The organism is Lentibacillus persicus (assembly GCF_900112705.1).
Taxonomy (GTDB): Bacteria; Bacillota; Bacilli; order Bacillales; family Amphibacillaceae; genus Lentibacillus; species Lentibacillus persicus.
In genome coordinates this window covers 1-26,785 of the sequence record NZ_FOMR01000001.1, presented here as the reverse complement: position 1 = coordinate 26,785, position 26,785 = coordinate 1, and the positions used below count along the sequence as shown (strand labels likewise).

The 26,785-nt window shown below is 41.9% G+C and carries 31 protein-coding genes; 12 read left to right on the top strand and 19 right to left on the bottom strand.

The genetic code is table 11. The features are described 5' to 3' along the window. Positions 1-22 precede the first annotated feature (22 nt). Together hemE and BMZ22_RS00155 are read right to left on the bottom strand one after the other, a co-directional pair. On the bottom strand, positions 23-1,057 hold the full coding sequence (gene hemE, locus BMZ22_RS00160) for a uroporphyrinogen decarboxylase (protein ID WP_090079790.1): 1,035 nt from the start codon (positions 1,055-1,057) through the stop codon (positions 23-25). Between the two features lie 119 nt (positions 1,058-1,176). Then, on the bottom strand, positions 1,177-3,309 hold the full coding sequence (locus BMZ22_RS00155; RefSeq protein WP_090079789.1) for a transglycosylase domain-containing protein: 2,133 nt from the start codon (positions 3,307-3,309) through the stop codon (positions 1,177-1,179). Between the two features lie 669 nt (positions 3,310-3,978). Here BMZ22_RS00155 and BMZ22_RS00150 point away from each other — a divergent pair. Continuing rightward, on the top strand, positions 3,979-4,482 hold the full coding sequence (locus BMZ22_RS00150; protein WP_090079787.1) for an antibiotic biosynthesis monooxygenase family protein: 504 nt from the start codon (positions 3,979-3,981) through the stop codon (positions 4,480-4,482). A 306-nt stretch (positions 4,483-4,788) separates the two neighbouring features. Here BMZ22_RS00150 and BMZ22_RS00145 read toward each other — a convergent pair whose 3' ends face one another. From BMZ22_RS00145 to BMZ22_RS00135, 3 genes are all read right to left on the bottom strand, one after another. After that, positions 4,789-5,298, bottom strand: coding sequence for a thioredoxin family protein (locus tag BMZ22_RS00145; protein ID WP_090079785.1), 510 nt, complete (start codon positions 5,296-5,298; stop codon positions 4,789-4,791). Continuing rightward, the gene (locus BMZ22_RS00140; protein ID WP_090079783.1) at positions 5,295-5,726 is read right to left on the bottom strand and encodes a disulfide oxidoreductase; all 432 of its coding nucleotides are present in this window, start codon (positions 5,724-5,726) and stop codon (positions 5,295-5,297) included. Before BMZ22_RS00140 ends, BMZ22_RS00145 begins: the two co-directional genes overlap by 4 nt. A 128-nt stretch (positions 5,727-5,854) precedes the next feature. Further along, positions 5,855-6,511, bottom strand: a complete 657-nt coding sequence (locus BMZ22_RS00135; RefSeq protein WP_090079781.1) for a phosphatase PAP2 family protein — start codon at positions 6,509-6,511, stop codon at positions 5,855-5,857. 144 nt (positions 6,512-6,655) lie between these two features. Between BMZ22_RS00135 and BMZ22_RS00130 the strand changes: the two genes are divergently transcribed. Further along, positions 6,656-7,090 (top strand): ferritin-like domain-containing protein, encoded by a 435-nt coding sequence (locus tag BMZ22_RS00130; RefSeq protein ID WP_090079778.1) that lies wholly within the window; start codon positions 6,656-6,658, stop codon positions 7,088-7,090. A gap of 80 nt (positions 7,091-7,170) precedes the next feature. Here BMZ22_RS00130 and BMZ22_RS00125 read toward each other — a convergent pair whose 3' ends face one another. After that, positions 7,171-8,388: an ABC transporter permease gene (locus tag BMZ22_RS00125; protein ID WP_090079774.1), complete on the bottom strand. Its 1,218-nt coding sequence runs from the start codon at positions 8,386-8,388 to the stop codon at positions 7,171-7,173. Then, complete coding sequence (locus BMZ22_RS00120; RefSeq protein WP_090079772.1) at positions 8,381-9,124, bottom strand: ABC transporter ATP-binding protein; 744 nt, start codon at positions 9,122-9,124, stop codon at positions 8,381-8,383. Before BMZ22_RS00120 ends, BMZ22_RS00125 begins: the two co-directional genes overlap by 8 nt. Before the next feature lie 1,016 nt (positions 9,125-10,140). Between BMZ22_RS00120 and BMZ22_RS00110 the strand changes: the two genes are divergently transcribed. The 3 genes from BMZ22_RS00110 to BMZ22_RS00100 all read left to right on the top strand — a co-directional run bounded on the left by BMZ22_RS00110 (position 10,141) and on the right by BMZ22_RS00100 (position 11,776). Next, positions 10,141-10,566 carry an HIT family protein gene (locus BMZ22_RS00110; protein WP_090079768.1) on the top strand — a complete coding sequence of 142 codons (426 nt, stop codon included), beginning with the start codon at positions 10,141-10,143 and terminating at the stop codon, positions 10,564-10,566. A gap of 191 nt (positions 10,567-10,757) precedes the next feature. Beyond that, positions 10,758-11,279: a tryptophan transporter gene (locus BMZ22_RS00105; RefSeq protein WP_090079766.1), complete on the top strand. Its 522-nt coding sequence runs from the start codon at positions 10,758-10,760 to the stop codon at positions 11,277-11,279. A gap of 140 nt (positions 11,280-11,419) precedes the next feature. Next, positions 11,420-11,776, top strand: coding sequence for a YtxH domain-containing protein (locus tag BMZ22_RS00100; RefSeq protein WP_090079764.1), 357 nt, complete (start codon positions 11,420-11,422; stop codon positions 11,774-11,776). Between the two features lie 78 nt (positions 11,777-11,854). Here BMZ22_RS00100 and BMZ22_RS00095 read toward each other — a convergent pair whose 3' ends face one another. The 3 genes from BMZ22_RS00095 to BMZ22_RS00085 all read right to left on the bottom strand — a co-directional run bounded on the left by BMZ22_RS00095 (position 11,855) and on the right by BMZ22_RS00085 (position 14,953). Beyond that, a complete protein-coding gene (locus tag BMZ22_RS00095) occupies positions 11,855-12,820 on the bottom strand; it encodes a glycine betaine ABC transporter substrate-binding protein (protein ID WP_090079762.1) in 966 nt (321 codons plus the stop codon). An 86-nt stretch (positions 12,821-12,906) separates the two neighbouring features. Then, positions 12,907-13,746: an ABC transporter permease gene (locus BMZ22_RS00090; RefSeq protein WP_090079761.1), complete on the bottom strand. Its 840-nt coding sequence runs from the start codon at positions 13,744-13,746 to the stop codon at positions 12,907-12,909. Next, complete coding sequence (locus tag BMZ22_RS00085; protein ID WP_090079759.1) at positions 13,739-14,953, bottom strand: quaternary amine ABC transporter ATP-binding protein; 1,215 nt, start codon at positions 14,951-14,953, stop codon at positions 13,739-13,741. Before BMZ22_RS00085 ends, BMZ22_RS00090 begins: the two co-directional genes overlap by 8 nt. A gap of 486 nt (positions 14,954-15,439) precedes the next feature. Between BMZ22_RS00085 and BMZ22_RS00080 the strand changes: the two genes are divergently transcribed. Continuing rightward, on the top strand, positions 15,440-15,925 hold the full coding sequence (locus tag BMZ22_RS00080) for a GbsR/MarR family transcriptional regulator (RefSeq protein WP_090079758.1): 486 nt from the start codon (positions 15,440-15,442) through the stop codon (positions 15,923-15,925). On the opposite strand, the gene BMZ22_RS00075 is transcribed toward BMZ22_RS00080, so the two are convergent. Beyond that, positions 15,922-16,257: a DUF1878 family protein gene (locus BMZ22_RS00075; RefSeq protein WP_177183307.1), complete on the bottom strand. Its 336-nt coding sequence runs from the start codon at positions 16,255-16,257 to the stop codon at positions 15,922-15,924. The two genes, BMZ22_RS00080 and BMZ22_RS00075, sit on opposite strands and share 4 nt — an antisense overlap. Before the next feature lie 150 nt (positions 16,258-16,407). On the opposite strand from BMZ22_RS00075, the gene BMZ22_RS00070 reads away from it, so the two are divergent. The 3 genes from BMZ22_RS00070 (at position 16,408) to BMZ22_RS00060 (ending at position 18,318) form a co-directional block, all read left to right on the top strand. Then, complete coding sequence (locus BMZ22_RS00070; RefSeq protein WP_090079755.1) at positions 16,408-16,965, top strand: DUF3267 domain-containing protein; 558 nt, start codon at positions 16,408-16,410, stop codon at positions 16,963-16,965. Between the two features lie 173 nt (positions 16,966-17,138). Then, on the top strand, positions 17,139-17,324 hold the full coding sequence (locus BMZ22_RS00065) for a hypothetical protein (protein ID WP_090079753.1): 186 nt from the start codon (positions 17,139-17,141) through the stop codon (positions 17,322-17,324). 82 nt (positions 17,325-17,406) lie between these two features. Then, positions 17,407-18,318: a peptidylprolyl isomerase gene (locus BMZ22_RS00060; RefSeq protein ID WP_090079751.1), complete on the top strand. Its 912-nt coding sequence runs from the start codon at positions 17,407-17,409 to the stop codon at positions 18,316-18,318. Between the two features lie 69 nt (positions 18,319-18,387). On the opposite strand, the gene BMZ22_RS00055 is transcribed toward BMZ22_RS00060, so the two are convergent. The 3 genes from BMZ22_RS00055 to BMZ22_RS00045 all read right to left on the bottom strand — a co-directional run bounded on the left by BMZ22_RS00055 (position 18,388) and on the right by BMZ22_RS00045 (position 20,235). Then, positions 18,388-18,585: a sporulation YhaL family protein gene (locus BMZ22_RS00055; protein WP_090079749.1), complete on the bottom strand. Its 198-nt coding sequence runs from the start codon at positions 18,583-18,585 to the stop codon at positions 18,388-18,390. 88 nt (positions 18,586-18,673) lie between these two features. Next, a complete protein-coding gene (gene yhaM, locus BMZ22_RS00050; protein WP_090079747.1) occupies positions 18,674-19,621 on the bottom strand; it encodes a 3'-5' exoribonuclease YhaM in 948 nt (315 codons plus the stop codon). A gap of 38 nt (positions 19,622-19,659) precedes the next feature. Continuing rightward, the gene (locus BMZ22_RS00045; RefSeq protein WP_090079745.1) at positions 19,660-20,235 is read right to left on the bottom strand and encodes a GbsR/MarR family transcriptional regulator; all 576 of its coding nucleotides are present in this window, start codon (positions 20,233-20,235) and stop codon (positions 19,660-19,662) included. Positions 20,236-20,519: 284 nt separating this feature from the next. On the opposite strand from BMZ22_RS00045, the gene BMZ22_RS00040 reads away from it, so the two are divergent. Further along, the gene (locus BMZ22_RS00040; protein ID WP_090079743.1) at positions 20,520-20,705 is read left to right on the top strand and encodes a YhzD family protein; all 186 of its coding nucleotides are present in this window, start codon (positions 20,520-20,522) and stop codon (positions 20,703-20,705) included. 53 nt (positions 20,706-20,758) lie between these two features. Here BMZ22_RS00040 and BMZ22_RS00035 read toward each other — a convergent pair whose 3' ends face one another. After that, positions 20,759-21,565, bottom strand: coding sequence for an enoyl-CoA hydratase (locus BMZ22_RS00035; protein ID WP_245745097.1), 807 nt, complete (start codon positions 21,563-21,565; stop codon positions 20,759-20,761). An 83-nt stretch (positions 21,566-21,648) separates the two neighbouring features. Then, complete coding sequence (locus BMZ22_RS00030; protein ID WP_090079738.1) at positions 21,649-22,011, bottom strand: YlbF/YmcA family competence regulator; 363 nt, start codon at positions 22,009-22,011, stop codon at positions 21,649-21,651. Between the two features lie 154 nt (positions 22,012-22,165). Here BMZ22_RS00030 and BMZ22_RS00025 point away from each other — a divergent pair, with 154 nt between their 5' ends. Next, positions 22,166-23,038 (top strand): PucR family transcriptional regulator, encoded by an 873-nt coding sequence (locus tag BMZ22_RS00025; RefSeq protein WP_177183306.1) that lies wholly within the window; start codon positions 22,166-22,168, stop codon positions 23,036-23,038. 161 nt (positions 23,039-23,199) lie between these two features. Further along, positions 23,200-24,297, top strand: coding sequence for an ABC transporter ATP-binding protein (locus tag BMZ22_RS00020; RefSeq protein ID WP_090079733.1), 1,098 nt, complete (start codon positions 23,200-23,202; stop codon positions 24,295-24,297). A gap of 157 nt (positions 24,298-24,454) precedes the next feature. On the opposite strand, the gene BMZ22_RS00015 is transcribed toward BMZ22_RS00020, so the two are convergent. The 3 genes from BMZ22_RS00015 to BMZ22_RS00005 form a co-directional block, all read right to left on the bottom strand. After that, positions 24,455-24,658 carry an alpha/beta-type small acid-soluble spore protein gene (locus tag BMZ22_RS00015; protein ID WP_090079731.1) on the bottom strand — a complete coding sequence of 68 codons (204 nt, stop codon included), beginning with the start codon at positions 24,656-24,658 and terminating at the stop codon, positions 24,455-24,457. 182 nt (positions 24,659-24,840) lie between these two features. Further along, complete coding sequence (gene fumC, locus BMZ22_RS00010; RefSeq protein ID WP_090079728.1) at positions 24,841-26,226, bottom strand: class II fumarate hydratase; 1,386 nt, start codon at positions 26,224-26,226, stop codon at positions 24,841-24,843. A 357-nt stretch (positions 26,227-26,583) separates the two neighbouring features. After that, positions 26,584-26,785 (bottom strand): transposase (locus BMZ22_RS00005; RefSeq protein ID WP_177183305.1); only part of this gene is annotated, 202 nt, incomplete at its 5' end.

Here is a 26,785-nt window from a genome sequence, read left to right as displayed (position 1 = left end):
AAACACCTCATCAGTCTAAAAATTATCGTTTTGAATAAGTTTGGATAAGCTCAGTCAATTTTTTAAGTGTCGCCGGCTTAATATCCGGCGTGACACCATGACCAAGGTTAAAAACATGCTTATTATCCTGTTTGCTTTCGTCCAAAATCGCTTTCGTTTTAGTTTCGATTGTTTCCCAGTCTGCAAGCAGGACTGTCGGGTCGAGATTGCCCTGCAGCACTTTGGTAACCCCCATTTCACGCGCTTCTGTTATCGATGTGCGCCAGTCAAGGCCGATAACATCAACCGGTAAATCATTCCACTCCGGCAAGAGATGCCGTGCACCGACACCGAAAACAATCAGTGGCACATCTTTCGTCTGCAATGCCGAAAAAATTCGCTCCATAACCGGCTTGATATAATAGCGGTAATCTTCAGCACTCAAAGCACCTACCCAGGAGTCAAAAACCTGTACAGCGCTCACTCCGGCGTCAATTTGAGCTTTTACGTAAGCAATCGTCATATCAGCCAATTTATCCATTAAAGCAAACCAGACATCCGGCTGGCTGTACATCAATGCCTTTGTTTTGCTGTAATTTTTTGACGGACCGCCTTCAACCATATAGCTTGCAAGTGTGAATGGGGCGCCGCTGAATCCAATAAGTGGTACACTAAGCTGTTCTTCTGTCAAAAGACGAATCGTATCAAGAACATACGGCACGTCTGCTTTAGGATTAATCATCCCAAGCTTTTCGACGTCCTGGTACGTTCTAATCGGGTTATCAATAACCGGTCCAACACCCTTTTTTATTTCCACGTCAACACCAAGTGACGGAAGCGGCGACATAATATCTTTATATAAAATCGCAGCATCAACACCGTATTGTTCGACAGGAAGGCGTGTCACATAAGCGCACAGCTCAGGCTGATGCGTAATCTCAAATAGCGAATACTTTTCTTTCAGCTCCCGGTACTCTTTTTGTGACCTGCCAGCCTGACGCATAAACCATGCAGGCGTATAATCAGTCTTCTCGCCTTTATATGCTTTTAGAATCGTATCATTAAACTGTTTTGACACTTACTTCACCCTTTACCCTACTATAGCTTCCAATACTTACTATAGCGATTCTCAGCCTCGTTGTATAGAAAGCTTGATGGATTGTCATCAATTTGTCTCAATTAATGTAAATTTTAGCTTCAGGAGGAAAGTTCAACCGTATTTGATGGAACGCCTTCCATTTTAGTTAATGGATCATACGGCACAACATAGTAGCTGGACCTGCTGAAAATATTAACACGGTCAATGGTATATTCATGCCCGCCTTTGACTTCAGCGATCCGTTCATCTATCCCGTTTTCCTCTTCCCGGTAAACACGATACACAATCCGGTCATCTTCAGCCGTGTTCCATTCGAGTTTGCCGTTAAAAAGGGAAATGCCTCTGAACGAATAGCCGCCGTGCAATGTGATATCCTCAGGCAAATCGATTGGTTTTGGGACTTCCGCGACACTTTTTGGCTTATCAAACGATGCAGCTAAAGATCTCTGCTGATCCACTTCAGATAAAATATCTTTGGTCAACTGTGTTGGCTTTTCACTTCCAGCTGTTAAGTAATGTTCTTTATCCGAATGATCATAGCCCATCCATGCTGCACTGACATACTCCGGTGTATAGCCGACAAACCAGGCATCTTTCACCGCGCCATCAACGTGCGGATGCTGTGTACTTCCTGTTTTGCCCGCCAGCGCTTTTGAATAATAGCCGGGGCTTCCTGTTCCTTCCGTAACAGCATCGGCCAATATCGACGTCATGTTCCATGCTACCTGCTGACTGAACACTTCAGAAGGTGTTGTTTGCCCTTTATAGACTTCCTCGCCTTTCCGATTATAGATTTGGTTGATAGCCAAAGCATCAACTTTATCGCCGCCGCTGGCAAATGAACGATAACTTTCGGTCATTTCAAGCGGTGTTAACCCTTCTGATAATCCGCCCAAGGCTATTGCCAGCCCCTCGTCCTGTACCGACAAACCTAAATCATCCAAATACGTTTTAGAATAAGAAATTCCTATCTCGTTTAACAACCATACTGCCGGCGCATTTTTCGACTTTACCAGTGCTTCATAAATGGACACAGAACCATCATATTGCCCGTCATAATTTGTCGCTGTATAACCATCAATCGCCATTTTCTGGTCACGAATCAGGGTATAAGGCTGATAGTTCTCCTTCATCATCGCGGGCCCATATACAGCGAGCGGCTTCATCGTTGAACCGGGCTGTCGGTTTACCAGGACCCGGTTCAAGTCCCCCAGCTGATAATCCCTTCCGCCGACAGCTGCGGCGACTGCCCCCGATTCCTGTTCAATCATGACGAAAGCCCCCTCCACCCCCTCTGTATTACCCGGGAAATACGTCTCATTCTGGAACTTTTCATAGGCGATTTGCTGGATTTCAGGGTCGATGTTGATGACAATTTTGTAGCCGCCCCGGCGCACTTCTTTATTCGACAAATGATGCTTGTCTTTTGCTTCTTTTAAAACCAGGTCTATGTAACTGGCTGCCCATGGTTTCGGCTCGTATTCCTGAATATCCAACCCCAATGTTTTACCCTGTGCCGCAGTCTTTTCCTCCGAGGAGATTACGCCTGAATCTTCCATCGCTTGCAACACGATATTTCGTCTGTTTTCCGCTTTTTCCGGATGGCGAATTGGTGAATAGCCGTTTGGGGCTTTAGCCAAACCCGCAAGCAGTGCGCTCTCGGAAAGTGTTAATTCACCGGCCGGCTTGTCGAAAAACGTTTGAGACGCCATTTCGATACCATAAACGCCCTCGCCGAAGTATATTTCATTCAAGTACAATTCAAGAATTTCATCTTTGGAGAAGTTTCGTTCCAAATGCATGGCAGCCATAACTTCCTTCGTTTTCCGGAGCCATGTTTTGTCATTGGTCAGAAACAAGTTTTTTGCCAGCTGTTGTGTTATGGTGCTGGCTCCTTCAACTTTGGCCATGGCAATGATATCACGATAAACGGCCCGAACAACCGATTTGAAGTCAACGCCGGAGTGTTGATAAAAGCGCCTGTCTTCGATTGCTATAAAGGCTTTTCGGACATGTTCAGGTATGTCATCAAGCGATAGAGGCACACGATTTTCTTCATATAACTTTCCGATGACTGTTCCGTCATTTGTTTCAATGGTAGTTGTTGCATCAAGAATCATGTCTTCCTTATCAACAATCAGGGCACCGCCAAAGAGAACGGTCGCATACCCCATTGCAGCCAATGCAAGTACAAAAACTAATGACAAAAGCAGCCATTTAAGCTTCTTCATCTTATTATTAATTCACCTCAGTATTAGTATACGACAATTCTCGCAGTGACGAAAGAATAATATCCACTGTCATCTGATAATCATTCTAAATAACGTACGGTGTTTAAAATTAAGCGTAACACATTAGAGAAACGGGTATGATAAACTAACAGTAAATAAAGGCTTTTTTTCTGTGAGATTGTTGTTACAAAAAATCCATAAAGTGCGAACTAGTTAGTGCCTCGTCCACCACTTCGGAAATACACATGGGTGCTTAAAGCCGCTCCGGCAATATACTTCGCTTTCCATGGGCACGGCCTCAGCCACCTTGAAAAGCAAAGACCACTTTTCAAGGTGTCTTCGGACACGTGCTGTTCCCATAGGAGTCTTCGTATATTGCCTGCGCTGGGAAGTGTTTACTGTTTCCATAATAGTATAGAAATAAACAATCTTAGCGAAGGAAATACACGCCGACTCCTGCGGGAGCACAGGCATAGGTGAGACAACGAAGTGCCTTGGCACGAGTTGGCTCACCAGCCGCCCGCGGAAAGCGGCGTGTATTTCCGAAGCGGTGGTATAGCACTTACTGAAATTAGAAGGAAGAATTTTCATTGGTTCGCACTTTACATCAAATGTGAAGGAAACAACAATGCTTACGAAAAAGCCTAAAATACAAAGGGGGATTCAAATATGAACGGCTATATGACAAACGGGACGCTGGATTTTTTAAGAAAGCTTCCGGAAAAACACCCTGGGAAAAATTTTTATTTTATGCGGGAAAGTGCCAGCACACTTGTCTATTACGAAGATGAAAAAAAGAGCATCTTTGCTTCCGGGAGATCCTATGAAATCATACTGCAACAGGGAGACCTTAAAGACACCGGCTTTGTGGTCATGAATAATATTCCCGTAGCCGATGACGGCAAGGCAACCTTTGAGGATAAATTTAAACAGCGCCAGCAAAATGTTGAAACAATGCCTGGCTTTGAGGCACTCAGATTACTGAGACCAAAGAAAGGAAACACATATGTTGTCATGACACAATGGGCTTCAGAAGCAGACTTTGAAAACTGGAAAAAATCAGATCAATTCAAGAAGGCACATAAAGAAGGAAGCAATGTGAAACCGCCAGCCTATTTTCTTGACCGGCCATTTATAACCAGTTACCGGATGATTGATTTAGAAGAAAAATAAAATAAGAGCCTGGGACAAAAGGTTTAAAGGTGAAAGAAAAGACGAACGATAATGTGGGTTAGCGGAGGAAATATGCGTAGCCTCCTGCGGGAACAGAGGCATAGGTGAGACGACGAAGTGCCTTGGCACAAAGCAAGACTTCATCGAGTATGCTTCGACCTGCGAGGAGTGCTGCATCACAGAAAAACTTGCAACACGACGAGCACGAGTTGGCTCACCAGCCGCCCGCGGAAAGCGAAGCATATTTCCGGAGCGGTGTATCCCGCCCCCTCTAAATTATCGTTCGTCTTTTATGTTAAATATAAGTTATGCCCCAGCCTCTTGTTCATCTCCTGAATCGTCAGCAGCATATTCATTGAAAAACGCTTCGAACAGTTCGTTTTGCTGGGCGCCGTTAATACGGTCGACCTCTTCCCCATCTTCAAAATAAACGAGTGTCGGGGTACTTTGTATGCCGTACGTATTCCAAGCACCCTGAAATTCAAGTAGGTTCAACTTCTTCATATCGACATTCATGTCCTCTGCAATTGGGACAAGCCTTGGCGTTAACTCCTGACAATGGGGGCATGTCGGATCATAGAAATAGACCATCATGTCTTCTCCATTCTCCAGTTTATCACTTAATTCATCCGGCAAAATTTGATTTTGATAGTTCGGGTTATCTAATTGATCAATCGTTGCCTGATCCAAGTCTTCTTTTCCATATGGATTTTCATTATCACCCATCGCCTGCTGATTTTTGTAATCAACAACAAAATACAGCGCAACTAACAATACGACGATTGAACTTAATATAATAATCATTTTCTTTTTCATAAGTTAATTTTCCTCCGTTTTAAGATAAAAATATGCAATACGGTAATAATAATAAAAGCAGAACCGGCTAAAAATGGGATCGTGACAAAGCCAAAGTAGTTCACATATTCGGTATTACACGGTACAGCGCCACATGAACCTCCTGCCTCCTGAAGTGCCGGCACTTTCTGCACCATATAATGATAGATGGATACAACTGCTCCAATACTGCTTAAGACTAACCCGGGAAGAGCAATCGATACATCTTTTTTTATAAGCGAAGTACCATAAATAATCACCAGCGGGTACATTAATATCCGCTGAACCCAGCACAATTCACACGGCACGTAGCCGAGTACTTCGGAAAAAAACAAGCTGCCGAGTACCGCTGCAACCGATTGCGCCCATATTATCATCAACAATGTTTCGTTTGTTTTTGCGTTTTCCATATGGACGTCCTTTCCCTTTCATTTCTTCCGTATTATACAGCTAAAATTGATTATAAATCAAAAGGGAAGTCTTTTAATAGTGTTTTAATCAATTAAAATTCGTCGGTTTTGTGAACATTATGGTTCTGTCACGCTGACGTTTTTCCTGTTGGCCCTTTTAAGGCCTGCACCCAGTTATACAAATATATTAAAACCATTAAATAAATGAACCCAAAAACAAAGCCTGCGATCACATCTGATAAATAATGCACATTAATAATATAACGGCTGATCCCAATCAAAAAGACAAGCAGAGCAAGACTTACTTGAACAGTTAAAGCACTCTTGTTCGACAAAAGTTTTTTGGCAGCAAAATAAGCAAGCAAGCCGTAACATACCATTGGAATCATTGCATGACCGGATGGAAAACTATAACCTTCCGCATTCGCTGCGATGAAAATGCTCGGGCGTTCACGTTCAACAATCTGTTTAATCATTATATTTAAACCATGGGTACTCCATGTTCCTAACCCCAAAACCAATCCCGGAAGCCAGTCGCGGAAAACATACCACATTACAAGAGACATGATAATCGTAAACGGTGTCAGAAATTCACCAGAACCCAGTTCCGTAATCCATCGAAAAATTGTAAACGTTGCAGTACCCGATAACGCTTCCACAAGGCCGCGTGTTGCTGTATCAATGTAAAGCACGCTTCCGCTGACAATCCGGTAAATCCATATTCCAATAACCAGAAGGACTGCTGAAAAGAATAGTAAGAGCCCATAATTTCGTTTTTGTCGCACATGTACCACTCCCTGATCCTATCATACCTGATTTTACTTTGTCATAATTCCCGGGCACAGCTCCAGTAAATCACGTTTCAAAAATATCAAGAAGGGTACATTAATTATGTGCTCTTATTATTTTTAGAAAGGTTGGGATATAAGATGGATAAAGATTTACAGGAACTAATCGATGGACTTAACGATGATTTGGCACATGAATATGCAGCAGCAATTCAATATACGTACAGCGCAGCGGTTGTCAGCGGTTTATATCGTTCTGCCCTGAAACCTTTCTTTGAAAGTGAAATTAATGACGAAATGGGTCATGCCTTGTACTTGTCTGAAAAGATTAAATCATTAGGCGGAACACCGACAACTGAATCAGCTTCAGTACCGCAGCCTACTGAAGTGAAAGACTTACTGGAAGCCTCATTGGAAGCTGAAAAAGCAACTATTAAACGTTATGAAAACCGCAGAAACCAGGCAGAAGCGCTGGGCTACACCGAACTCGTTGTTAAGCTTGAAGATATGATTGCCGATGAAACAGGACATGAGGAAGAAATTCAGCGATTATTGACGGACCCCAGAGTTCATTAACCATTAAAGCTGCTCCAAACCAATCGTTTGGAGCAGTTTTTTTTAAAACCTATCAATCTGGATAAATACACTCGTTAAGTTTAAGATGCTCCAATTTTTTTCTTAACGTACCCTTGAATAAATATATAATTGAACACGATGCCGCCAACAAACACAGCCGCCATTCCAATCCATTCCTGCAAAGCAATAAATAACAGACCAAAAATCACTGTCTGAATGAATGTCAACTGAAACAGAAGCTTAATGAGTGACTGTTTCCGGATCTCAAGCGGAACCGGGTACAAATCAAGCCACATGATCGTTTTATGATGGGAATATAAGGTCATCATCTGGAATGCGCTCATATATAAAAACAATAGCGCAAGAAATAATTTCATCCATAAATTAGGAATGAAAACAATGAACAGACCGCCAAGAACGATCAGTCGGACATACATCCCCAAGTAGTCACCGCTCCGGACAAAGGAAATACGGTACAAATAATCAAACGTATGCTTGTTCAAGAATGGAACTTTTGCCACAAGCGATACAAGCCAATGCCTGCTTTTAACTTGATTTTTTAAATGAGGAACATCCGTAAACATATTAGCTATCCGGTAAAACGTCTGCATACGGCTTTGATCTTTTTCAAGCAGCAGATCCCAAACAATCCCCGGCTGCTTTCGGGAAACATTCAAATCATACAGGAACACCAGTGCAAATAACACGGTTGTCACACCAGCCCAAAGCGTTTCCCCTTCAATAAGGAAATAAAAAACAGCCAAATTGAGCAGCAGTCTTACAACCTGGTCTATCCGTCGAGTTCCCGGCTCCCTTATTTTGAGCATCCACCAGGAAGCAATTAGATTCCCTGCTTTAAATATCAGGACGATAAGCAATGTCAGTAAATAAACATTCCCTGCCCGTTCAGGATAAGTTGCAAAATAAAGCGGACCAAACGCTGCACCTGCAAGAAATATTAAATAAAGCTGTACCACAAAACTGTAAACCAGGGCATCCCGGAAATATGGCCCCATTTTATTCTCAGCAGCAATTAAAAATACTAAATCAGGTTCCTTCAAGAGCGTTCTGGCCGGACTATAGCTGACCAGTAGACCGAACGTTATGCCAATGATTGTTGCTGTGGGAAAGTCATCCGGAAGCCCTTGCAGCCATAGCTGATAATAATAAGCCGCAACGGATACAAAAAAGAACATAGCAAATGCAATATGACTGTTAAAAATATAACGCATGTAGCGGCTGGTTTCCTTTAAATGCGCCGCAAACCGCTCTTTAAAAAAAGCATGTGCGTCAAACATGGCTATCTTCCTTTGTCAGTTCTACATATAAATCATCCAGCGCTGCCCGAGGCATATCAAATTTTTCCCGTAATTCATCAAGTGTACCAATCGCCCTTATCTCACCTTCATGCAAAATAATGAACCGGTCGCAATTTCGTTCCGCCGTAGCAAGAATATGTGTTGACATTAAAACACCTGAACCGTCCGCTTTCATATCATCCATTAGCTGCAAATAAGACTTTATGCCAAGCGGGTCAAGACCAACAAACGGCTCGTCCACTATATACAGCGGCGGCTCAATTAAAAACGCACACATGATCATAACTTTTTGCCGCATCCCTTTTGAAAAATGGGTCGGAAACCATTTCAGACGTTTTTCCATCCGGAACGCTTTAAGAAGCGGCGGAAGTCTTTTTTCAAATGTATCTTCCGGAATGTTATACGCCATTGCCGTCAACTTCAGATGTTCATACAGTGTCAATTCATCATATAGGATCGGCATTTCAGGGATATAGGCAATTTGATTTCGGTAAGTGTCAGGATTCTCCTTAAAAGTTCTTCCGTTAACAGCGACCGTTCCTTTTTTAGCCTGCATCAGACCAATGATATGTTTTATTGTCGTACTCTTGCCGGCACCGTTTAATCCGATCAGTCCAACTATCTCGCCGGGAAAAAGATTGAACGAAATGCCGTGCAGCACGTTTTTATGTGTATATCCGCCATGTAAATTATCGATACGAAGCAAAGGTTCCACAAGCGCGCCTCCCAATTTTCACTTAGTTAAATTTTACCACGATTACAGCGGCATAACAAAACAAACTCATCGTTGCCATTCGACAGTTTCCATAAACTGCGACGTACTTTGCTGTGATATCTCTGAAGGACAGACCGCTTCCTGAAAAAAGCAGAAATCGGGGGGCGGGGAGCAGAAATATGCGCCGGAGAGCGGGAATAGGTTCCGGAGAGCTAAAATATGTTCCGGAGAGCAGAGATATGTTCCGGAGAGCTGAAATATGCGCCGGAGAACAAAAATATGTGCCGGAGAGCTGAAATATGTGCCGGAGAACAAAAATATGTTCCGGAGAGCGGATGCTTCAGCACGGGGCCGCGTAAAACGACGAGCACAAAGCAACACTTCGCTGAACATGCTACGATCTGCGAGGAATCCTGCTTCTCTGAAATCACCTGCAGACGGCGAGCACCCGGGTATTCCAGCTGCGTCGCTCGAGAGGCTAATTAATTTTCACTCCGTCGCAATTCACATCTAATGCGCGGAGTAGGTAAAAATAATACACGATAACAGCTAAATAAAAAAACATAAATATGTATAATAAATGTACCGATGCGACAGACTATAAATGAAGTTAAGGGGATGTACAACATCATATAATTTCGTATTGCACACAAATGAGGTGTTTGTGATCGACAATTAGGTGATTGTCAGAACAGATCTTAAAGCTGAACATCATACGTGATGTAAAGCCGATCTAACGTTCCATCTAATGCTTTAAACCTTTTTGCCAAAACCCCAAGTCATTTGGGATGCTGACAAACTGGTTTTTGTAATCACGTTAAAGAGCAGATGCGGTTTAACAAGAATTACGAAGTCCCCAACGTTAGATGCATTGTCATCCTCTTGCTTCTTAAAGCAGGCAGGCTCACTTAAAACGTGAGTCTGACCTGTTATTTTTTTGGCTGCTGGTCACAAAGCTTTACTTTTCACCCTGTTTCTTTATACAATGGATGAAAACCTGTATAGGAGTGATTGGCATGGCTCACGAAGATTGTATTTTTTGCAAGATTCTTGATGGCGAGCTTCCATCAGCGAAAGTTTACGAAGATGATGATGTTTATGCTTTCCTTGATATCAGTCAAGTAACAAAAGGCCACACGTTGGTCATCCCCAAAACACATACCAAAAACATTTATGAAACACCGCCGGAAGTTGCCGGTAAATTGTTTGAACGCGTTCCGTATATCGCGAATGCCATTAAAAAAGCATATCAGCCAATCGGCATGAATTTGCTCAATAATAATGAGAAACCGGCCGACCAGTCAGTATTCCATTTACATATCCACTTGTTGCCCCGTTATGGCGAGGATGACGGCTTTTCATTTAATTGGCAGGTCCATTCAGATGATTATTCACAAGATGATTTGCAGCAAATTGCTCAAGAAATTAATGAAGCTTTGTAAGTATGCAGAATCAAACATAGTTAACCGATCGATTCGGGCGCGTCACATCACCAGCCTGAAAAGGTCAGAAAATTATTACAGCACTGTTTATTTTCGATGTTTTCTGTTATAATAATTTTATACTTTCGCAGCTGGCAATAGTGCACAGCTGGAAACTAAATTTAGCTTAGCCGAGAAGAGGAGAGGTATAAATGAATACGAGGGTTTTAGTACTTTTATCACTGTTATTGGGGATTGGTGCTGTTTTACACTTTGTCGTTCCGCCATTTATTTACGGAATGAAACCAGACATGCTGCTGTCTATGATGTTTTTAGGTATCATGCTGTTTCCTAAGACAAATTATGTTTTGGTGCTGTCTGTAGCAGCAGGCGTTATTTCAGCTTTAACCACACAGACACCCGGCGGACAGATTGCCAATATGATCGATAAACCAATTACCGGCATATTGTTTTTCGCGTTGCTCTTGTTAGTAAAGGATCGGGTGAATCCTAAGATTAATGTGCCAGTGATGACAGCTGTCGGGACAATGATCAGCGGTGCCATATTTTTAACAGTGGCACTCTACATGATTGGTCTGATGGAAGGCGCATTTCTGATTCTGTTCGGTACGATTGTATTGCCTGCAGCTGCTTTGAATACAGCATTTATGATTGTTATCTACCCAATCGTTCAAAACATTTTAAAACAGTCCCGCCCACTAACCACCGTCTAAGTTAAGACGGTAAACTTGATTAATCCTCTGGCACATTTTTTGTCAGAGGATTTTTTTCAAAAATTAATTTAAACCGAATGTTTTTTTATGTTCTAAACAGGTAAAGTTATATGGAGAATCTGAAAGGAGCGCTAACTGTTATGGGGAAAGGAAAATCCATACTTCTGGGAATTCTTGTAGGAGGAACGATCAGTGCAGCTGCCACATTGCTGAGCACACCCGATTCGGGGAGAAATCTCAGGAACCGTGTCAAAGAACAAGGCTTTGAATGGAAAGAACTTCTTGACAAATTAAAAGATGACAGTATGCAGCTGAAAGAGCAGCTTACTGAAACGTCAAAAGAAGGTGCCGTTCTTATCAAAGAATTGACTCAGGAAATGAAGAACTCTGTTGAAGAGTGGAAAAAAACAATTGAACCGCATCAGGAAAACATTCATGATTATCTGGAACAAATTGAATCAAGCCTGAAAGACTTAGAAGAAAAAGCTAAGGAATAACGATTAATGTTACGTTTTCTTCATTAAAAAGCTGCTCCCCGTTTAAGGGAGCAGCTTTTCTATTCAAAAACCGGTGTATTATTCACCAAGTCCTTCTGTCCACTTTTCAAGAAGATCAGGATTGTCTTCAAGGAACTGGCTTGCAACTTCAGCTGGATCGCCACCATCATTAATCGCTACAAGCAGTTCGTTTTCCATTTCAGTATCGTAGTCTTCTGTCAGACGTTGGACGACTTCGTATGCTGCAGGTGAATCTTCCTTGAAGCTTGTGTGTGCTACAGCTTCGATACGGTCACCTTCACCACCGTAGACTTCTTCAGGGTCTTCAAGCATTTTCAGATCCATTTCTGCAAACTTCCAATGCGGTTGCCAGCCCGGAACAATGATTGGTTCCTCATTTTCAATGGCTGACTGCAGTTCTGACAGCATAGCACCTTCAGAACTGGATTGCAGTTCCCAGTTTTCCAAACCGTAAGTGTCAATAGCATCTTGCGTGCTCTGCATAACACCGGCACCAGGATCAATGCCAGTGATTGTCCAGTCTGTTGCTTCACCAATTTCTTCGTTGCCTTTCAAGTCTTCGATAGCTTCAACATCCATATATGATGGAACTGTCATACCAAGAGGTGCCTGTGCTACGAATTCACCAATAGCTTCCACATCATCGCCATATTGCTCTTGATAAGATGTGTGTGTCGCCGGCAGCCATGAAGCGGTCATGAATGATGCGTCATCGTTGGCAACACTTGTCCACATCGACCCAGCATCAACTTGTGACGTTTCCACAGTATATCCTACTTCTTCCAGAACCTGCTGAACTAAAGGCGTACGAGCAATAGCGCCTGCCCAAGAAACGTACGGGATAGAGAGTTCACTTTCTCCCAGTTCGACACTTTCGTTGCCTGAACTGTCTCCACTCTCACCATTGCCGCTGTCGCCGGATTCGTCACCGCTTCCTTCGTCACTTCCACCGCCGCAAGCTGCCAATGTAATTGCCAGCACAAGGGCTGCAGCTAATCCCCAAAATCTAAATTTCTTAAACATAAGAAATTGACCTCCTTAAAATAATAATTATATATATGTTCGGGCATCTGCCCTGTCAAAAGGGCAGAGTCATCCCGGAAACATCCTTATTTTGCGTTTGCTCCCTGTGTAATACGATCCAGCAGCATAGCCAGAATAACAAGGGACAAACCACCTTCAAAGCCAGGACCGATAGCGACCTGTGTTACAGCTCGATAAACAACTGTACCAAGTCCCGGCGCCCCAACCATAGATGCGATAACAACCATCGATAATGAAAGCATGATTGTCTGGTTAATACCTGCCATGATTGTTGGCATAGCAAGCGGAATTTGTACTTTTCCAAGTCGCTGTCCGGTTGATGAACCGAACGCATTCGATGCTTCAATCAATTCCTGATCCACCTGGCGAATACCAAGGTTTGTCAGTCTGACAGTCGGCGGCATGGAGAAGATAATCGTTGCCACGACCCCCGGCACCATTCCGAGACTGAAGAATACGACTGCAGGAATCAAGTAAACAAAGGCCGGCATTGTCTGCATGAAATCGAGTATAGGTGTAACAATGGCCTGGACCGATGCTTTCTGTGACATCCAAATACCAATCGGAATCCCGATAACCATCGAAATCACAACAGAAACAATAACCAGTGCTACCGTTTCAAGTGTCTCCGGCCAATAACCAAGGTTGTTAATAAGACCAAGACCAATAAGCGCGAACAGGCCAAGTTTCCAATTCACGACCCACCATGCAAGCAGTGCAACAAGAACAATCAGCAATAAAGGCGGCACCATTTCCAGCAGCACAACAAAGTTCTCTGTAATAAACGCAACAACTGCTGAAATTGAATCAAAGACAACCGATAGATTAGCAGTAAGAAAATCAACAAATGATTCTACCCATTCAGCTAACGGTAATTTGGGGAAAAGAGTTCCTTCGTTATTCATTTATACCTTCACCCCCATTTTCATTCAGCACTTCATTATTACCGGCTAACGCACCAATAACTGAGCCTCTGACAACAATACCCAGTAGCTTACCGTTTTCATCAACGACTGAAAGGGGTGCTTTATCGTCAGCCATTGGTTCAAATAGATCAACAAGCAACGAGTCCTGGTGCACAGTTGGGATATCAGTGGTAAGGACCTCTTCCAGGGTCTTACCTTCTTTATCGGCTTGCGATGCCTGGTCTGCTGTTACATAGCCGAGTAATTTTTGCCTCTTATCGACGACATATACAGTTGAAATCCCATCGTTTCTCATTAGCTTCAGCGCTACTTTAGGACCCCGGTCAACTGTAACTGTTTCTGCGCGTTTCATAACATGGCCGGCTGTCAGTACTTTCGCCAGATCCACATCTTCCACGAAACGTTCAACGTAATCATTGGCTGGATCCATCAGAATTTCTTCTGCCGTACCGATTTGCACGATACTTCCATCTTTCATCAGTGCGATTCGATCACCGATTCTTAATGCTTCGTCCAAATCATGCGTAATAAAAATAATGGTTTTATGCACGCGCTGTTGCAAATCCATCAATTCATCCTGCATATCTTTACGAATCAATGGGTCCAATGCACTGAACGCCTCGTCCATCAAAAGAATTTCGGGGTCGTTGGCGAGTGCTCGTGCCAATCCGACACGCTGCTGCATACCACCGGAAAGCTCATTCGGATACTTATCCAAATAGCCGCCCAAGCCAACCAATTCAAGCGCCTCAGTTGCTTTTTTTTCGCGTTCCGACTTATCAATACCCTGAATCTCAAGCCCGTACTCCGCATTCTTAAGTATCGTCTTATGTGGCAGCAATGCGAAGTTCTGGAAAACCATACTCATTTTTTTTCTGCGCAGTTCGCGAAGCTGCTCTTTATTCATCGTCGTAATGTTTTCATCACCAAGCAGAACGTCTCCTGAAGTTGGTTCGATTAAACGGTTCAACATACGAACAAGAGTGGATTTACCACTTCCGGATAAACCCATAATAACGAAGACTTCACCTTCTTCAACCTCAAATGTAGCTTGGTTCACACCTACAGTCATACCTGTCAGTTCGAGAATATCATCTTTGGATTTATTCTCGTCCAGGTATTTGACCGCTTGCTTCGGACGCTTGCCGAATATTTTAGTCAAGCGATCCACCTTTATTTTACTCATTCTTTCACCTCTCTTATCCCAATTACGGGGTATTCATTTGTCAGGAATTAACTTCCTTGTTTTGCGAAATCGTTGTGTTTAGAAAAAAGAAATATAATTCAGCTGCTCGCTTAAATCTAACTTTCTATTAAGTCTTTTTTCAAACCGACCTTAAGACAAAATGGAAAGGATAATAGTCCTGCAACTTTTTCATCAGATAAATACCATAAATCAACCCAAACGCTATTTGGTTTGATTTTTGACTTGATTTATAACCCGACCTCGCATCGCTCACTCTTAACACTATATTACTCTCAAACATAAATTTCAAATATTAAATACCAAAAATTTTAAATGTAATTTTTGTACAGTTTGTACTGTACAAAACTATTCTTCCACATTCTTAAATTTCCTCCATTTTTCGATATTATACTGGTTTCTTCTACATTTTTATTCAGGTTTATTTTCATGTAATCTTTAAACAGTCGTTTCTACTAGGGGGATTATATGCAAAACTTAGCAACTGAGGACAAAATTAATAACATTATCCTGGAGTTTTCGAAAACGATCGAACTGTTTGGGTTAAATGGACCAGAAGCACGATTGTTTGCTTATCTGTATTTGCAAAAGGACCCAAAGACCTTGGATGAAATGGGTGAAGCGTTCGGAAAAAGCAAGACATCCATAAATACAAACATACGAAACTTATCTAATTATGGGCTTGTCTCACTTATATGGAAAAAAGGCGTGCGAAAAGATTTATATGCAGCAAACGAGGCGTTGTTCAAAACATTTATGACGCATTATATCAGTAAGTGGATTAGTATTTCCGGCCAACAAAAGGATGCATTAAACCATATTAAAACAGAGATGGAACTAAGTGATACAGAAGATCATCCGGACCTTATTGACAGCCTGGATAAAATTATCCGATTTCACCGGCAGATTGAAACCTCCTTCAACCAGTTGGAAAACAGCGAAGACGAAACTTAAGACTCTAAGATTTTTATAAATTCACTCATTAAAGAAGGATAGTATCCTTCTTTTTTTAATGCATAAACCAAGGTGGTCGGTTCAAATCTTTCATTCAGCATGCCGGCAAATTGAACTAAAAGAGAAGAGAAATCCAAAAACCCTTCTTCTTTCTGTTTTTTATATTGACGTTCCAACTCATTCAGCATATTAAACAGTTTTTCATAATCAGACTTCGTAATATTTTTCTCAATAACCAATTTTGTAAATGGAAACCGATTCATATCAATCGTTCTGGATAACAGTTGAAGATGGAAATTAATTGTTTCATTCTGTTCTTCATTTATCAACAAAATGACCCCCAAAGTTATATTCTTCAGACTCTTTATGACAGTGTTTTGTAAAAGAATAAATTTTTTTGTCGAACCTATTGATTTTTAATAGTGGAAGTACTATGATGCTTTAGGGAAATCAGATTAACCATTTACGCAGGAGGGATTAAAATGAATTGCTGGCAAATCATTAATTTCAACAAAGAGTTCGGAATAAACAGGTTGTATTTGCAATCATTTTTAATCGGCCTGCTGAGTTTTATAATTCTATATATACCTTTTTCAATTAAGCATGGTACCTCTACCATCGATGAAACTGGCGTTTGGCCATTAATTATAGCATTGTGCTTGTTGCCGTTTCTACATTCGTTCACGCATATACTGCCTTTAATTTTAATGAACAAACAGGCGCGGCTAATTTATAAACGCGATGCGCTATTATTTCCAATTGTTAATTATTATACTAAAAAATACGTGTCTAAAAAAGCTTCATTGTTTGCTGCGATGGCTCCTACATTATTAATTACAGTACCAGGGGTAGCAGCAACCTTCTTATTCAGTGATTTCTATGTGTACTTTCTCATTTTCACGTCTGTTCACACAGCACTGACATTTACTGACTTCATTTATATCAGATATATTGTTAAAGCACCAAAACGTTCATATATTGAAAACAGCAACAATGAAATTACAATTCTAATAAGCAAAGAAAATGAATCGGCTATATAGCCGATTTTTTTTGCTTATTAAAACAGCAGTACGTTATGCTCTTATATGACTATTAGCCTGCACCCTGCAATTCATGGAATTCCAACGCTGAAAATTTATACTGTTCATGACAGGCATCTTTTGATAAAGTATTAAATATGGATGATGTGGTATCCTTTTAAGGGGGTTTTGAAATGGATTTGATTTTTCCGTTTTATGCAATACTGGTGCTCTTAATTTTTAATTCACTGACCCAGCAATTTTGCACGAAAATGGAAATGAAAGAAAAAAAGCAATCTTCCATGTTCCGTGTTATTAATATAATGGTTCTCATATTACTCGTATCTTCATATGTCAGAGTGTTAAATGCCACCGTTTGATGCTCGTCATTCAAGCTGATCGATGGTACGTATTAAAATTGACTCATGTAAAAGTGAACAAGAATCTAGGAGTGTGCTCAAAATGAAAAAAACAGCAATTGCTGCAGCGCTGACAGTCAGTATATTCACGTTAACCGCTTGTAATTCAGGTGAAGGCGACTCAGAAGTTGTAGCCGAAACCAGCGCCGGAGATGTTACAAAGGAAGAATTCTACCAGGAGATGAAATCACAATCCGGACAGCAGGTTTTACAGCAATTAGTGACACTTAAGCTTCTCAATGATAAATATGATGTATCTGATGAGCAAGTTGATAAAGAAGTTCAAAGTACAAAAGACCAATTAGGCGATCAATTCGAGATGTTCCTCCAACAACAGGGTATTTCGGATGAACAAGCCTATCGCGACAGAATCCGGCTGAGTCTTCTGCAAATGGAGGCAGCTGCCGAAGATATGGACATAACAGAAGAAGAACTTCAGAAGCGCTATGACCGCATGCAGACAGAAATTAAAGCACAGCACATCTTAGTTGAGGATGAAGAAACAGCCAATGAAGTAAAAACCAAACTGGAAGACGGCGGTGATTTCGCTTCCCTCGCTGAGGAATATTCCACTGACAATGCGTCAGCACAAAATGGCGGCGACTTGGGTTACTTCTCATCCGGCGATATGGTGCCTGCTTTTGAAGATGCTGCATACAACATGGAGGCTGATGAAGTAAGCGATCCGGTTGAATCAGAACATGGTTTTCACATTATAAAAGTAAACGACAAGCGGGAAACTGAAGCGGATATTGGATCGTTTGAGGAAGAGAAAGAAAGCATTCGCCGTAATATTATAAATCAGCGGATTGATCCTCAAGCGCTTCAAGAGAAAGTTAGCAGCATGATTGAGGAAGCTGACGTCAACGTGCAGGCTGAAGGTCTGGAAGATATCTTCGAACAGCAAAATTCAGGTCAAGGTCAAGGACAGGGTCAAGGTCAAGGCCAAGGCTAAACCAATAAACATTAAAAAACTGCTGAACCACAAAAGTGGCCCAGCAGTTTTTTAATGTAAACAAATTAATTATTGCGGCAGCCTTTGTTTTCGGTTCTGCTTTTCCCTGCGTTCTTCTTCCATACGGTCAATATAGATTCTGCCTTCCTGCTCAATAAATTGCTCCTCAAGCCGCTGTTCCGCTCTCATTGCTCTAAAAGCCATTAAACCACTTAAAAAAATGAAAAGAATCATCATAAAAACCCACCAAGGGACGCCCAGGATCATGTCGATTTCCTCCTTGTCCATGAACGAATCTATTTCATGTATATGCCTGTAGCGGCGGCAGCATGACCAAAATTACTAAATTCCCGGTTTACTGTTCTTCAAAAAGCGGTTTATAAAATGATCGGTTATCAAGAGCGAACATTCGCTCAGTGAATTCCCCGGGTTTTACTTTTTCCAATGAACGGTTAAGCATATTCATGCGTGCATCAATCAAATCAATTAAATGCAGCAACTCTGCTTCCCGTATTAATGGCGGTTTAGGACTCCCCCATTCTGCTTTACCGTGATGCGAAAGGATTAAATGTTGTAAAATTAATACCTCTTCACCTTCAATTTGTAACGCTTTGGCCATGTCTCCAATTTCTTCCACCATTATTGGGATATGACCCATTAACTTACCTTCCAACGAGTAAGACGTTGTGACGACTCCTGACAGCTCTTTAATCTTGCCTAAATCGTGCAGAATCACGCCTGCATATAATAAATCCTTATTCGTTTGCGGGTACAAATGATGAAGCTCTTTTGCGAGCGCAAGCATACTGACAATGTGGTGCGCCAGACCGGATACATATTCATGATGGTTTTTCGCTGCTGCAGGGTATGTTAAAAGAGCTTCCTGATACTTCTTGATAAATGCTCGTACAATTCGCTGAAGTGAAGAATTTTTCATTTCAAAAATTGCTTCGGTTAACTTTTCCATTAGGGCTTCTTTTTCCACCGGCGCTTTTTCCACAAAATCTGATACCTGAACACCATCTGTTGGCTGTGAAGGGCGGACGGAAAATATTTTCAGCTGCGGTTTGCCTCTAAATTGATTAACTTCCCCTGAAACTTTAACAATCTGCTCAGGAACAAATAACTCTTCATCTTCTTTTGTTGCGTCCCATAACTTTGCCTCAATCTCACCTGTGGCATCACGAAATATTAATGTCAAAAACGGCTTCCCATTGCTGGCAACCCCCCGCGAGGACCCCTTGATCAATAAAAAGTTATCAAAAGCATCCCCGACACTGCAGTTTCCTATCCCTTTTTTCAATTTGCTTTCTCCCCCTTTATAACGCCATGCTTTTTATCTTAATCGTTTTCTCTGTCTTCACCTTGAACATTCTTTGGTATGTATTCAAAAATTTCGCCGGATTCAACGACTTGAATAAAACGCATCAGCCATTTGTAATAATCTTTCGCGTAACGCAGGCGTTCAATGTCACGGAGTATCTTATCCCTGAGGGTTTGATCACTGGTTTTCTCCGCAATTTTTTGTAGTTCCACTATGGTCTCATCGGCTTCTTCAATATTTGTTTCAGTATGGTGCCGCCACCGATTGCCAAATAATGAGGTAAATGATTTATACCAGTCTTCCTCCGATTGGTATAAATCTTTCCGCTCCCCTCTTCTAAATGTGGATTCGACCATTTTCATGTCGGACAGCGCCCGGACACCTGTTGACATGCTGGTTTTGCTCATTTTAAGGGCGTCACGCATGCCATCCAGTGTCATCGGTTCATCCGAAAAATATAATACACCATACAATCGTCCGATAGATGAAGTAATGCCATACAGATTCATGTTTTTGGCGATTACCTGAATAAATTTTTCCACCGCTTCTTCATATTTTTCTTCTTCGTTATTTAGATTTTTGTCATCAGACAATCGGATCCCTCCATATGTAGTTATCAGAGGTTTTAGTTATTTAAATAATGCTGCTTATCGCACCGGTCTCCTCATGGGGTTACCAGCAAAATAGCTAGTTTTCTAATCTGGAAATAGTTTACCATTAATGACTGCTGAATGCGAACGTAAATTTACCAGACAACCTTTAATGACTTAGCTTACAATGTGCTTCACTACATCTGTTATCATAAAATTCCTTCTACTTTCCTCTGCTTTGTGATATGTTTACATTAAGCAGATTAAGTATTTGGGAGGAAGTTCCGATGAAAACCTATTTTTTAACTGTTTTTGACCAGACTGGTGAAAGATTGCTTAATGAATCATTTGAAGCGAGCGATAATGAAGAGGCAAAAAAGATTGGCCAGACACGGCTTGGCGAAGAAGGCTACAGCGAGTATACCCACCGCTGTGTTTCACCAAACGCAAAACTCGTCCTCTTCCACCGGTGACGGGATGACGGGGGTTAGCGGAGCGGGATATTCCGCTCCCTCCGGCAACCGTGTCATTCTCCAATAAAAGCCGGCTTGCGTTTTTCCTGGAAAGCCCTTACACCTTCCCTGTGATCTTTAGTATGAAGCAATTCCCATTGTGTTTGCCGCTCGGCTTGGAGATAGCTTTTAAGCCTGTCGATATTTTGATCCCGATAGATTTTTTTCGTCTTTAGCATGGAAACAATCGGGGAAGCCAAAATTTTCTCGGAAATATGTACAGCTGCCTCCATCACACCTTCATCGGTCAATACATCCACCAAGCCCATTTCTTCAGCTTCTTTTCCTTTAACTTGCTCCATTCCCCATATGAACTGTTTTGCCCGATGTGTGCCAACGCGCTCACTCAGCCAGAAGTGTCCGCCTCCATCAGGAGCAAGCCCTATTCCAATAAACAGCATTCCAAGCTTAGCGTGATTATCCGCCACCGTATAATCCGCCGTTAACGCCACACTTAAACCTAAGCCGGCAGCGGACCCTTGTACGGCTGAAATGACGATTTTTGGCATCCGGTAAAGCTTCAGAACAACTTCTTCGATTTGTTCCATTACTTCCTGATAATAGTCTTCCCCAGCTAAATCAACCATCATACCAACATCGCCACCTGCAGAAAACGCTTTCCCTTTGCCGCTTAAAATAACAACTTTATCATCGTTCGCTTCCACTTGACCCAGCACATGATTCAATTCAAACAGCATTTCTCTGTCCATAGCGTTATACCGCTCCGGTCGGTTCAAATAAACGTACGATACGTTATTTTTGCTTTCAAATAAAACTGTACGCATGCCATCAACCTCTTCCAATAAATTTATATAAGACATATTTCGAGACTTTTATCAAAAATCCTTCTTATATGAAAAAAATTCCCCGCAACATCTACTTTATTGCGAGGGATAAAAACCGTTTATTCGTTTGATTCTTCTTCAGGGTTGCCGTACAGCTCTTCAAGCGGTTTTGTAATAATGCGGCTGACATCATTAATAACAACATTCAAACGCTGTTCTTCTTCCATTAATTTGGAGATGTCCTCGTGCTGCTGTACTAATTCAACAACTTTGCGGGCTTCTTCAACTTCCTTTTCAGAAATTTCCTGACCCTGCATTTGTTTTTCTTGAAGTTCCATTTGTGTGTTACGGAAGTTATCGAACATTTTCTTAGCTGATTCGTCCGCCATAACGGCATCATATGCTTGTTTTAAACTCGTGAATTCTTCACTGTTGCGAATTGCCTTTTCAAGATCGTATGCACTATCGTAAATATTTGCCACGATAAGTCCTCCTTAATTTTCGTCTAAACATACTATAACAGACGTTAATACCCCTGTATACCATTAGTAAAGAGACGAATAAATGGAAAAATTGATTTTCGATTCTGTCATACATTGCTATAATGGAAAAAAGTCCAGGGGAAAGAGGCATTTTATGATTGAACAATTACGTAATATTTTTTCTTCATTAATTTTATCTGAAGATGCAGCTGAAAAAGAAAACGATAACTATCAATGGTTTACGACCGAAAATGGAACGTTAATTGGCATTCACAACAGCGAACTGGATACAAAAGATATCCAGTTATTAAATACTTTTTTATGGCCTCACAGCAACTCCTTGCCCGATTTAGCACCTGAAGAAAAGAATTGGCTTACATATATCCGAGCCGATCGTATTCCGGAACCTTCATCACAGGTCTTCCGTTTTATCCACTTTTCGTTTCGGCCGAACCAGATAGAACCTTCTTTGTTTAAGGAGGCAGTGAACGCGTTCTTTGCCAAAGAGGTTCCTGTTTTATGGGAGAATGACCATGAAGGTATCATTGTTGAAACGGAGCCTGATGAGCCTATTTCATATGACACCATCATCGATATTCTCATGAGCGACCTTGCCGTCAAGGTCCGTTTTTTCGTAGGGCCATTTATGACATCGCTTAAAAATGCTAAAGAAGGGTATAAGTGGCTCATGGAAGCAGCTGTCATCGCCCGGAAATATTCGGGTAAGCCCGTTACAACTTACGTCGACGCCTTCCCTTTTATGCTGATTAACCAGACAACAAACGCTTTTCGAAATGGGCTTGCCCGGACTGTTTTGGCTGAGGCTATAGACGCCACTGAACTTCTCATAACCGCTGAAACATTTATTGCCTGCAATCTAAACGTTTCCTTGACCGCAAAGGAACTGTACCTGCACCGCAACAGTCTTCAGTACAGGCTTGATAAATTTAAAGAAAAAACAAATATTGACATACGTGACTTCCATCAGGCAGCAACGGTATATTTAGCAATTCTGGCAACCAAATAAGTAAAACTTCAAATCAGGCGTTGTATTTTTGCAAGTATTGCTAGTCTAATGAATAACAACATGCACAAAAGAAATCAAATTTTTCAGGCACATTAGCCGTTTACAGCGTCTCTTCCAGTCAGCTAAAATTAGTTAAACGATTACATAGGGGGAATACGAAGATGGCTGAAATGCGCTTGGAACATATCCAAAAGAAATACGATAAAAATGTTACCGCTGTCAATGATTTTAACCTTGATATTAAGGATAAGGAATTTATTGTGTTTGTGGGGCCATCAGGCTGCGGAAAATCAACCACGTTACGAATGATCGCCGGTCTTGAGGAAATTACTGACGGGTCGCTTTACATTAATGATGAACGGATGAATGACATCGCACCGAAAGACCGTGATATCGCAATGGTCTTTCAAAACTATGCTTTATACCCGCACATGAATGTCTATGACAATATGGCCTTTGGGTTAAAGCTTCGTAAATTCAAAAAAGACGAAATTGATAAAAGAGTGCAGAACGCCGCTTCCATTCTCGGATTGGAAAATTATTTGGACCGTAAACCAAAAGCACTCTCGGGCGGTCAGCGCCAGCGTGTCGCTTTAGGCCGTGCCATTGTCCGTGATGCGAAAGTCTTCTTAATGGACGAACCGCTTTCCAACCTTGATGCCAAGCTCCGTGTCCAAATGCGCGCGGAAATTCAAAAGCTGCACCAGCGTCTTCAAACCACTACGATTTATGTAACACATGATCAAACAGAAGCGATGACAATGGCCACACGCCTTGTTGTCATGAAAGATGGTATTATTCAGCAGGTGGGCGTTCCGAAAGATGTCTACGACCAGCCGGAAAATATGTTTGTTGCCGGCTTTATTGGTTCCCCATCAATGAACTTTCTTTCCGGTGCGATTAAGGATGACGCATTCGTTAGTGAAGACACAACGATTAAAATTCCTGAAGGCAAAATGAAGACATTGCGTGATCAAGGGTATCTTGATAAGGATATTGTGTTAGGTATACGGCCTGAGGATATACATGATGAGCCGGCATTTATTGAAGCAAGCCCTGAAACAAAAATCTCAGCAACCGTTGACGTTGCCGAGTTGATGGGTGCTGAATCGTATTTATACTCGAAATTTAATGGACAGGACTTCATTGCTCGTGTTGACGCCCGATCGGACGTTCACGGAGGTGACACGATCGAGCTGGCCTTTGATATGAACAAAGCCATTTTCTTTGATCGTGAAACAGAAGAGCGTATCCGGTGAATCTTCAATCAGTGGGGCAGATAAAAACAGATGACTTCAGTATAATAACGTGGGAAATGTAAAAAATACCAAGTGATGCAAGCAGAGGGAAGCTTTTAAAACTTCCCTCTGTCTTTGTCATAGGGGTGCAGTGCCCCTCTGAGGCCATTTATTATTGTTATTGTCCGCTAAATTGAGATTGAGCTGACTGAACGAGTCGCTTGGTAATCTCACCGCCAACCGAACCGTTTGCACGGGAAGTTGTATCAGCGCCAAGGTTAACACCAAATTCTGAGGCAATCTCAGTTTTCATTTGGTTCAGAGCTTGTTCAGCACCAGGCACAACCAGCTGATTTGAATTTCCACTGTTGTTATTAGCCATGTTTATCACCTCCTGTACGCATTATTGTGAACAGAACTCGGAAACTTATCATAAAATGCAGCTGGTAATTGTTGCTTATATCGACGTGTTCTTTAAAATCTCTATCAAAACCATATTAATGACCAATCAACATGAAAACTCACTACCTGAGAAGATAGTGAGTTTTTGTAGTTTAGATCATTTTATTTCGGATATGTCATTTCTTTTGGATTAACGTATTTTTCAAATTCGTCTTCAGTAAGCAAGTCCAACTCAACAGCAGCTTCTTTCAATGTTGAATTATCATTGAATGCTTTTTTGGCAATTTTCGCTGCATTTTCATACCCGATATGCGGGTTTAAGGCGGTAACAAGCATTAAGGAATCGCGCAGATACGTCTCAATTTTTTCCAAATCCGGCTCGAGCCCCTGAACACAACGTTCATCAAACGAAAGCATCGTATCAGCAAGGAGCTGGCATGATTGCAGAAAATTGTAAGCGATAACCGGTTTAAAGACGTTCAGTTCAAAGTTGCCCTGACTTGCTGCAAATCCAATCGCAGCATCGTTCCCCATAACCTGTGTTGCTGCCATTGTGACGGCTTCAGGCTGCGTCGGATTGACTTTACCAGGCATAATCGAGCTGCCGGGTTCATTAGCCGGGATTGTAATTTCCCCAATGCCCGAACGCGGACCACTTGCCAGCCAGCGCACATCATTGGCGATTTTCATTAAATCGGCTGCCAGTCCTTTTAAAGCCCCATGAACATGAACCGTATCATCATGGCTCGTTAATGCATGAAATTTATTCGGAGCAGATTTAAATGTTTTACCAGTTTCTTCAACAACTGCTTTCGTGACAGCTTCCGAAAAATCAGGGTGCGCGTTAAGGCCTGTCCCGACGGCTGTTCCGCCGATAGCCAGATCTCTGACATAGGCAATGCTTTCAGAGATCATCGTTTCTGACTTTTCGAGCATACGGTGCCAGCCGCTAATTTCCTGCCCCAACGTTAAAGGTGTCGCATCCTGCAAATGTGTTCTGCCAATTTTAACCACTTCCTGGAAGTTTTCAACTTTTTCGCCCATTGTTTTCTTCAGAGCTTGTACAGCAGGCAAAACATGATCTTCCAGTTTCAAAACAAAAGCGATATGCATCGCTGTTGGATAAGTGTCGTTGGAGCTTTGTGATTTATTCACGTCATCATTCGGGTGAAGCGTTATATCACTACCCTGCTCTTTCAGCCATTCTGTTCCCACGTAAGCAATAACCTCGTTAACGTTCATGTTGGACTGGGTGCCGCTTCCTGTTTGCCACACGACTAATGGAAAATGATCGTCAAGATTCCCTTCTACAATCTGATCAGCAGCATAACCGATCGCATCCGCTTTTTGTTTATCAAGCAGGCCCAGCTCGCTGTTGGCTTTAGCAGCACTTTTTTTAAGAATCGCAAATGCCCGAATGACTTCCATAGGCATTTTTTCCTCACCAATCGGGAAGTTTTGCTTGCTTCGCTGTGTCTGCGCTCCCCAATACTTTTCTGCCGGCACTTTCATTTCCCCAAGTGTATCTTTTTCTATCCGGTAATCCATATTGACTGCCTCCTTATGTAAAAAAGATAGTATAACTGATTTTATTGTAACAAAAGAAGAGCAGCGGGTGTTAATGGAATTGCAGGATTTTGTCACAAAATGCGGAAGTGCGAACCAGTGAAAATTCTCCCTTTCTGATTGTCGTTAAGTGCTAAAAGGCGCAACCCTCGCTCGAGCTGATACTTTTGCTCTCGGGACGAAATTTCCGTTCTCGGGCTGATAATTCTTCTCTCCAGCACATATTTAGTCAAGTCCATAGTTATGTGTAAATTGGGTTACAAGCTTTCAACCTTTAGTGCTCTTATGTGAATATTGATTTGGCAGGGTATGGGGCCGGCCCCATACCCTGCCAAATCGTCATTTTTTCTTGGTATGGTTGGGAACTCCGATAATATTTTTCTTTTGCTTCTGTTTTTCAGCCTCATCCATTAAGACGGCGCCAATCAATCGAAAGGCGGATTGGGTATTTGGAAAAATACGTATGACTCTTTCTCTTCGTCTCACTTCCTGATTCAAACGTTCCAAGGAATTCGTACTGTGAATAAAGCGGTGATATTTG

Coding starts and splice junctions, on each gene's coding strand:
- BMZ22_RS00155 (WP_090079789.1), bottom strand. CDS start 3,309: ATGAAGAAGCTTAAATGGCTGCTTTTGTCATTAGTTTTTGTACTTGCA.
- BMZ22_RS00070 (WP_090079755.1), top strand. CDS start 16,408: ATGAATTGCTGGCAAATCATTAATTTCAACAAAGAGTTCGGAATAAAC.
- BMZ22_RS00060 (WP_090079751.1), top strand. CDS start 17,407: ATGAAAAAAACAGCAATTGCTGCAGCGCTGACAGTCAGTATATTCACG.
- BMZ22_RS00105 (WP_090079766.1), top strand. CDS start 10,758: ATGAATACGAGGGTTTTAGTACTTTTATCACTGTTATTGGGGATTGGT.
- BMZ22_RS00040 (WP_090079743.1), top strand. CDS start 20,520: ATGAAAACCTATTTTTTAACTGTTTTTGACCAGACTGGTGAAAGATTG.
- BMZ22_RS00095 (WP_090079762.1), bottom strand. CDS start 12,820: ATGTTTAAGAAATTTAGATTTTGGGGATTAGCTGCAGCCCTTGTGCTG.
- BMZ22_RS00140 (WP_090079783.1), bottom strand. CDS start 5,726: ATGGAAAACGCAAAAACAAACGAAACATTGTTGATGATAATATGGGCG.
- BMZ22_RS00035 (WP_245745097.1), bottom strand. CDS start 21,565: ATGTCTTATATAAATTTATTGGAAGAGGTTGATGGCATGCGTACAGTT.
- BMZ22_RS00110 (WP_090079768.1), top strand. CDS start 10,141: ATGGCTCACGAAGATTGTATTTTTTGCAAGATTCTTGATGGCGAGCTT.
- BMZ22_RS00150 (WP_090079787.1), top strand. CDS start 3,979: ATGAACGGCTATATGACAAACGGGACGCTGGATTTTTTAAGAAAGCTT.
- BMZ22_RS00125 (WP_090079774.1), bottom strand. CDS start 8,388: ATGTTTGACGCACATGCTTTTTTTAAAGAGCGGTTTGCGGCGCATTTA.
- BMZ22_RS00085 (WP_090079759.1), bottom strand. CDS start 14,953: ATGAGTAAAATAAAGGTGGATCGCTTGACTAAAATATTCGGCAAGCGT.
- BMZ22_RS00025 (WP_177183306.1), top strand. CDS start 22,166: ATGATTGAACAATTACGTAATATTTTTTCTTCATTAATTTTATCTGAA.
- BMZ22_RS00015 (WP_090079731.1), bottom strand. CDS start 24,658: ATGGCTAATAACAACAGTGGAAATTCAAATCAGCTGGTTGTGCCTGGT.
- BMZ22_RS00055 (WP_090079749.1), bottom strand. CDS start 18,585: ATGATCCTGGGCGTCCCTTGGTGGGTTTTTATGATGATTCTTTTCATT.
- fumC (WP_090079728.1), bottom strand. CDS start 26,226: ATGGATTACCGGATAGAAAAAGATACACTTGGGGAAATGAAAGTGCCG.
- BMZ22_RS00065 (WP_090079753.1), top strand. CDS start 17,139: ATGGATTTGATTTTTCCGTTTTATGCAATACTGGTGCTCTTAATTTTT.
- BMZ22_RS00020 (WP_090079733.1), top strand. CDS start 23,200: ATGGCTGAAATGCGCTTGGAACATATCCAAAAGAAATACGATAAAAAT.
- BMZ22_RS00080 (WP_090079758.1), top strand. CDS start 15,440: ATGCAAAACTTAGCAACTGAGGACAAAATTAATAACATTATCCTGGAG.
- BMZ22_RS00145 (WP_090079785.1), bottom strand. CDS start 5,298: ATGAAAAAGAAAATGATTATTATATTAAGTTCAATCGTCGTATTGTTA.
- BMZ22_RS00130 (WP_090079778.1), top strand. CDS start 6,656: ATGGATAAAGATTTACAGGAACTAATCGATGGACTTAACGATGATTTG.
- BMZ22_RS00100 (WP_090079764.1), top strand. CDS start 11,420: ATGGGGAAAGGAAAATCCATACTTCTGGGAATTCTTGTAGGAGGAACG.
- BMZ22_RS00090 (WP_090079761.1), bottom strand. CDS start 13,746: ATGAATAACGAAGGAACTCTTTTCCCCAAATTACCGTTAGCTGAATGG.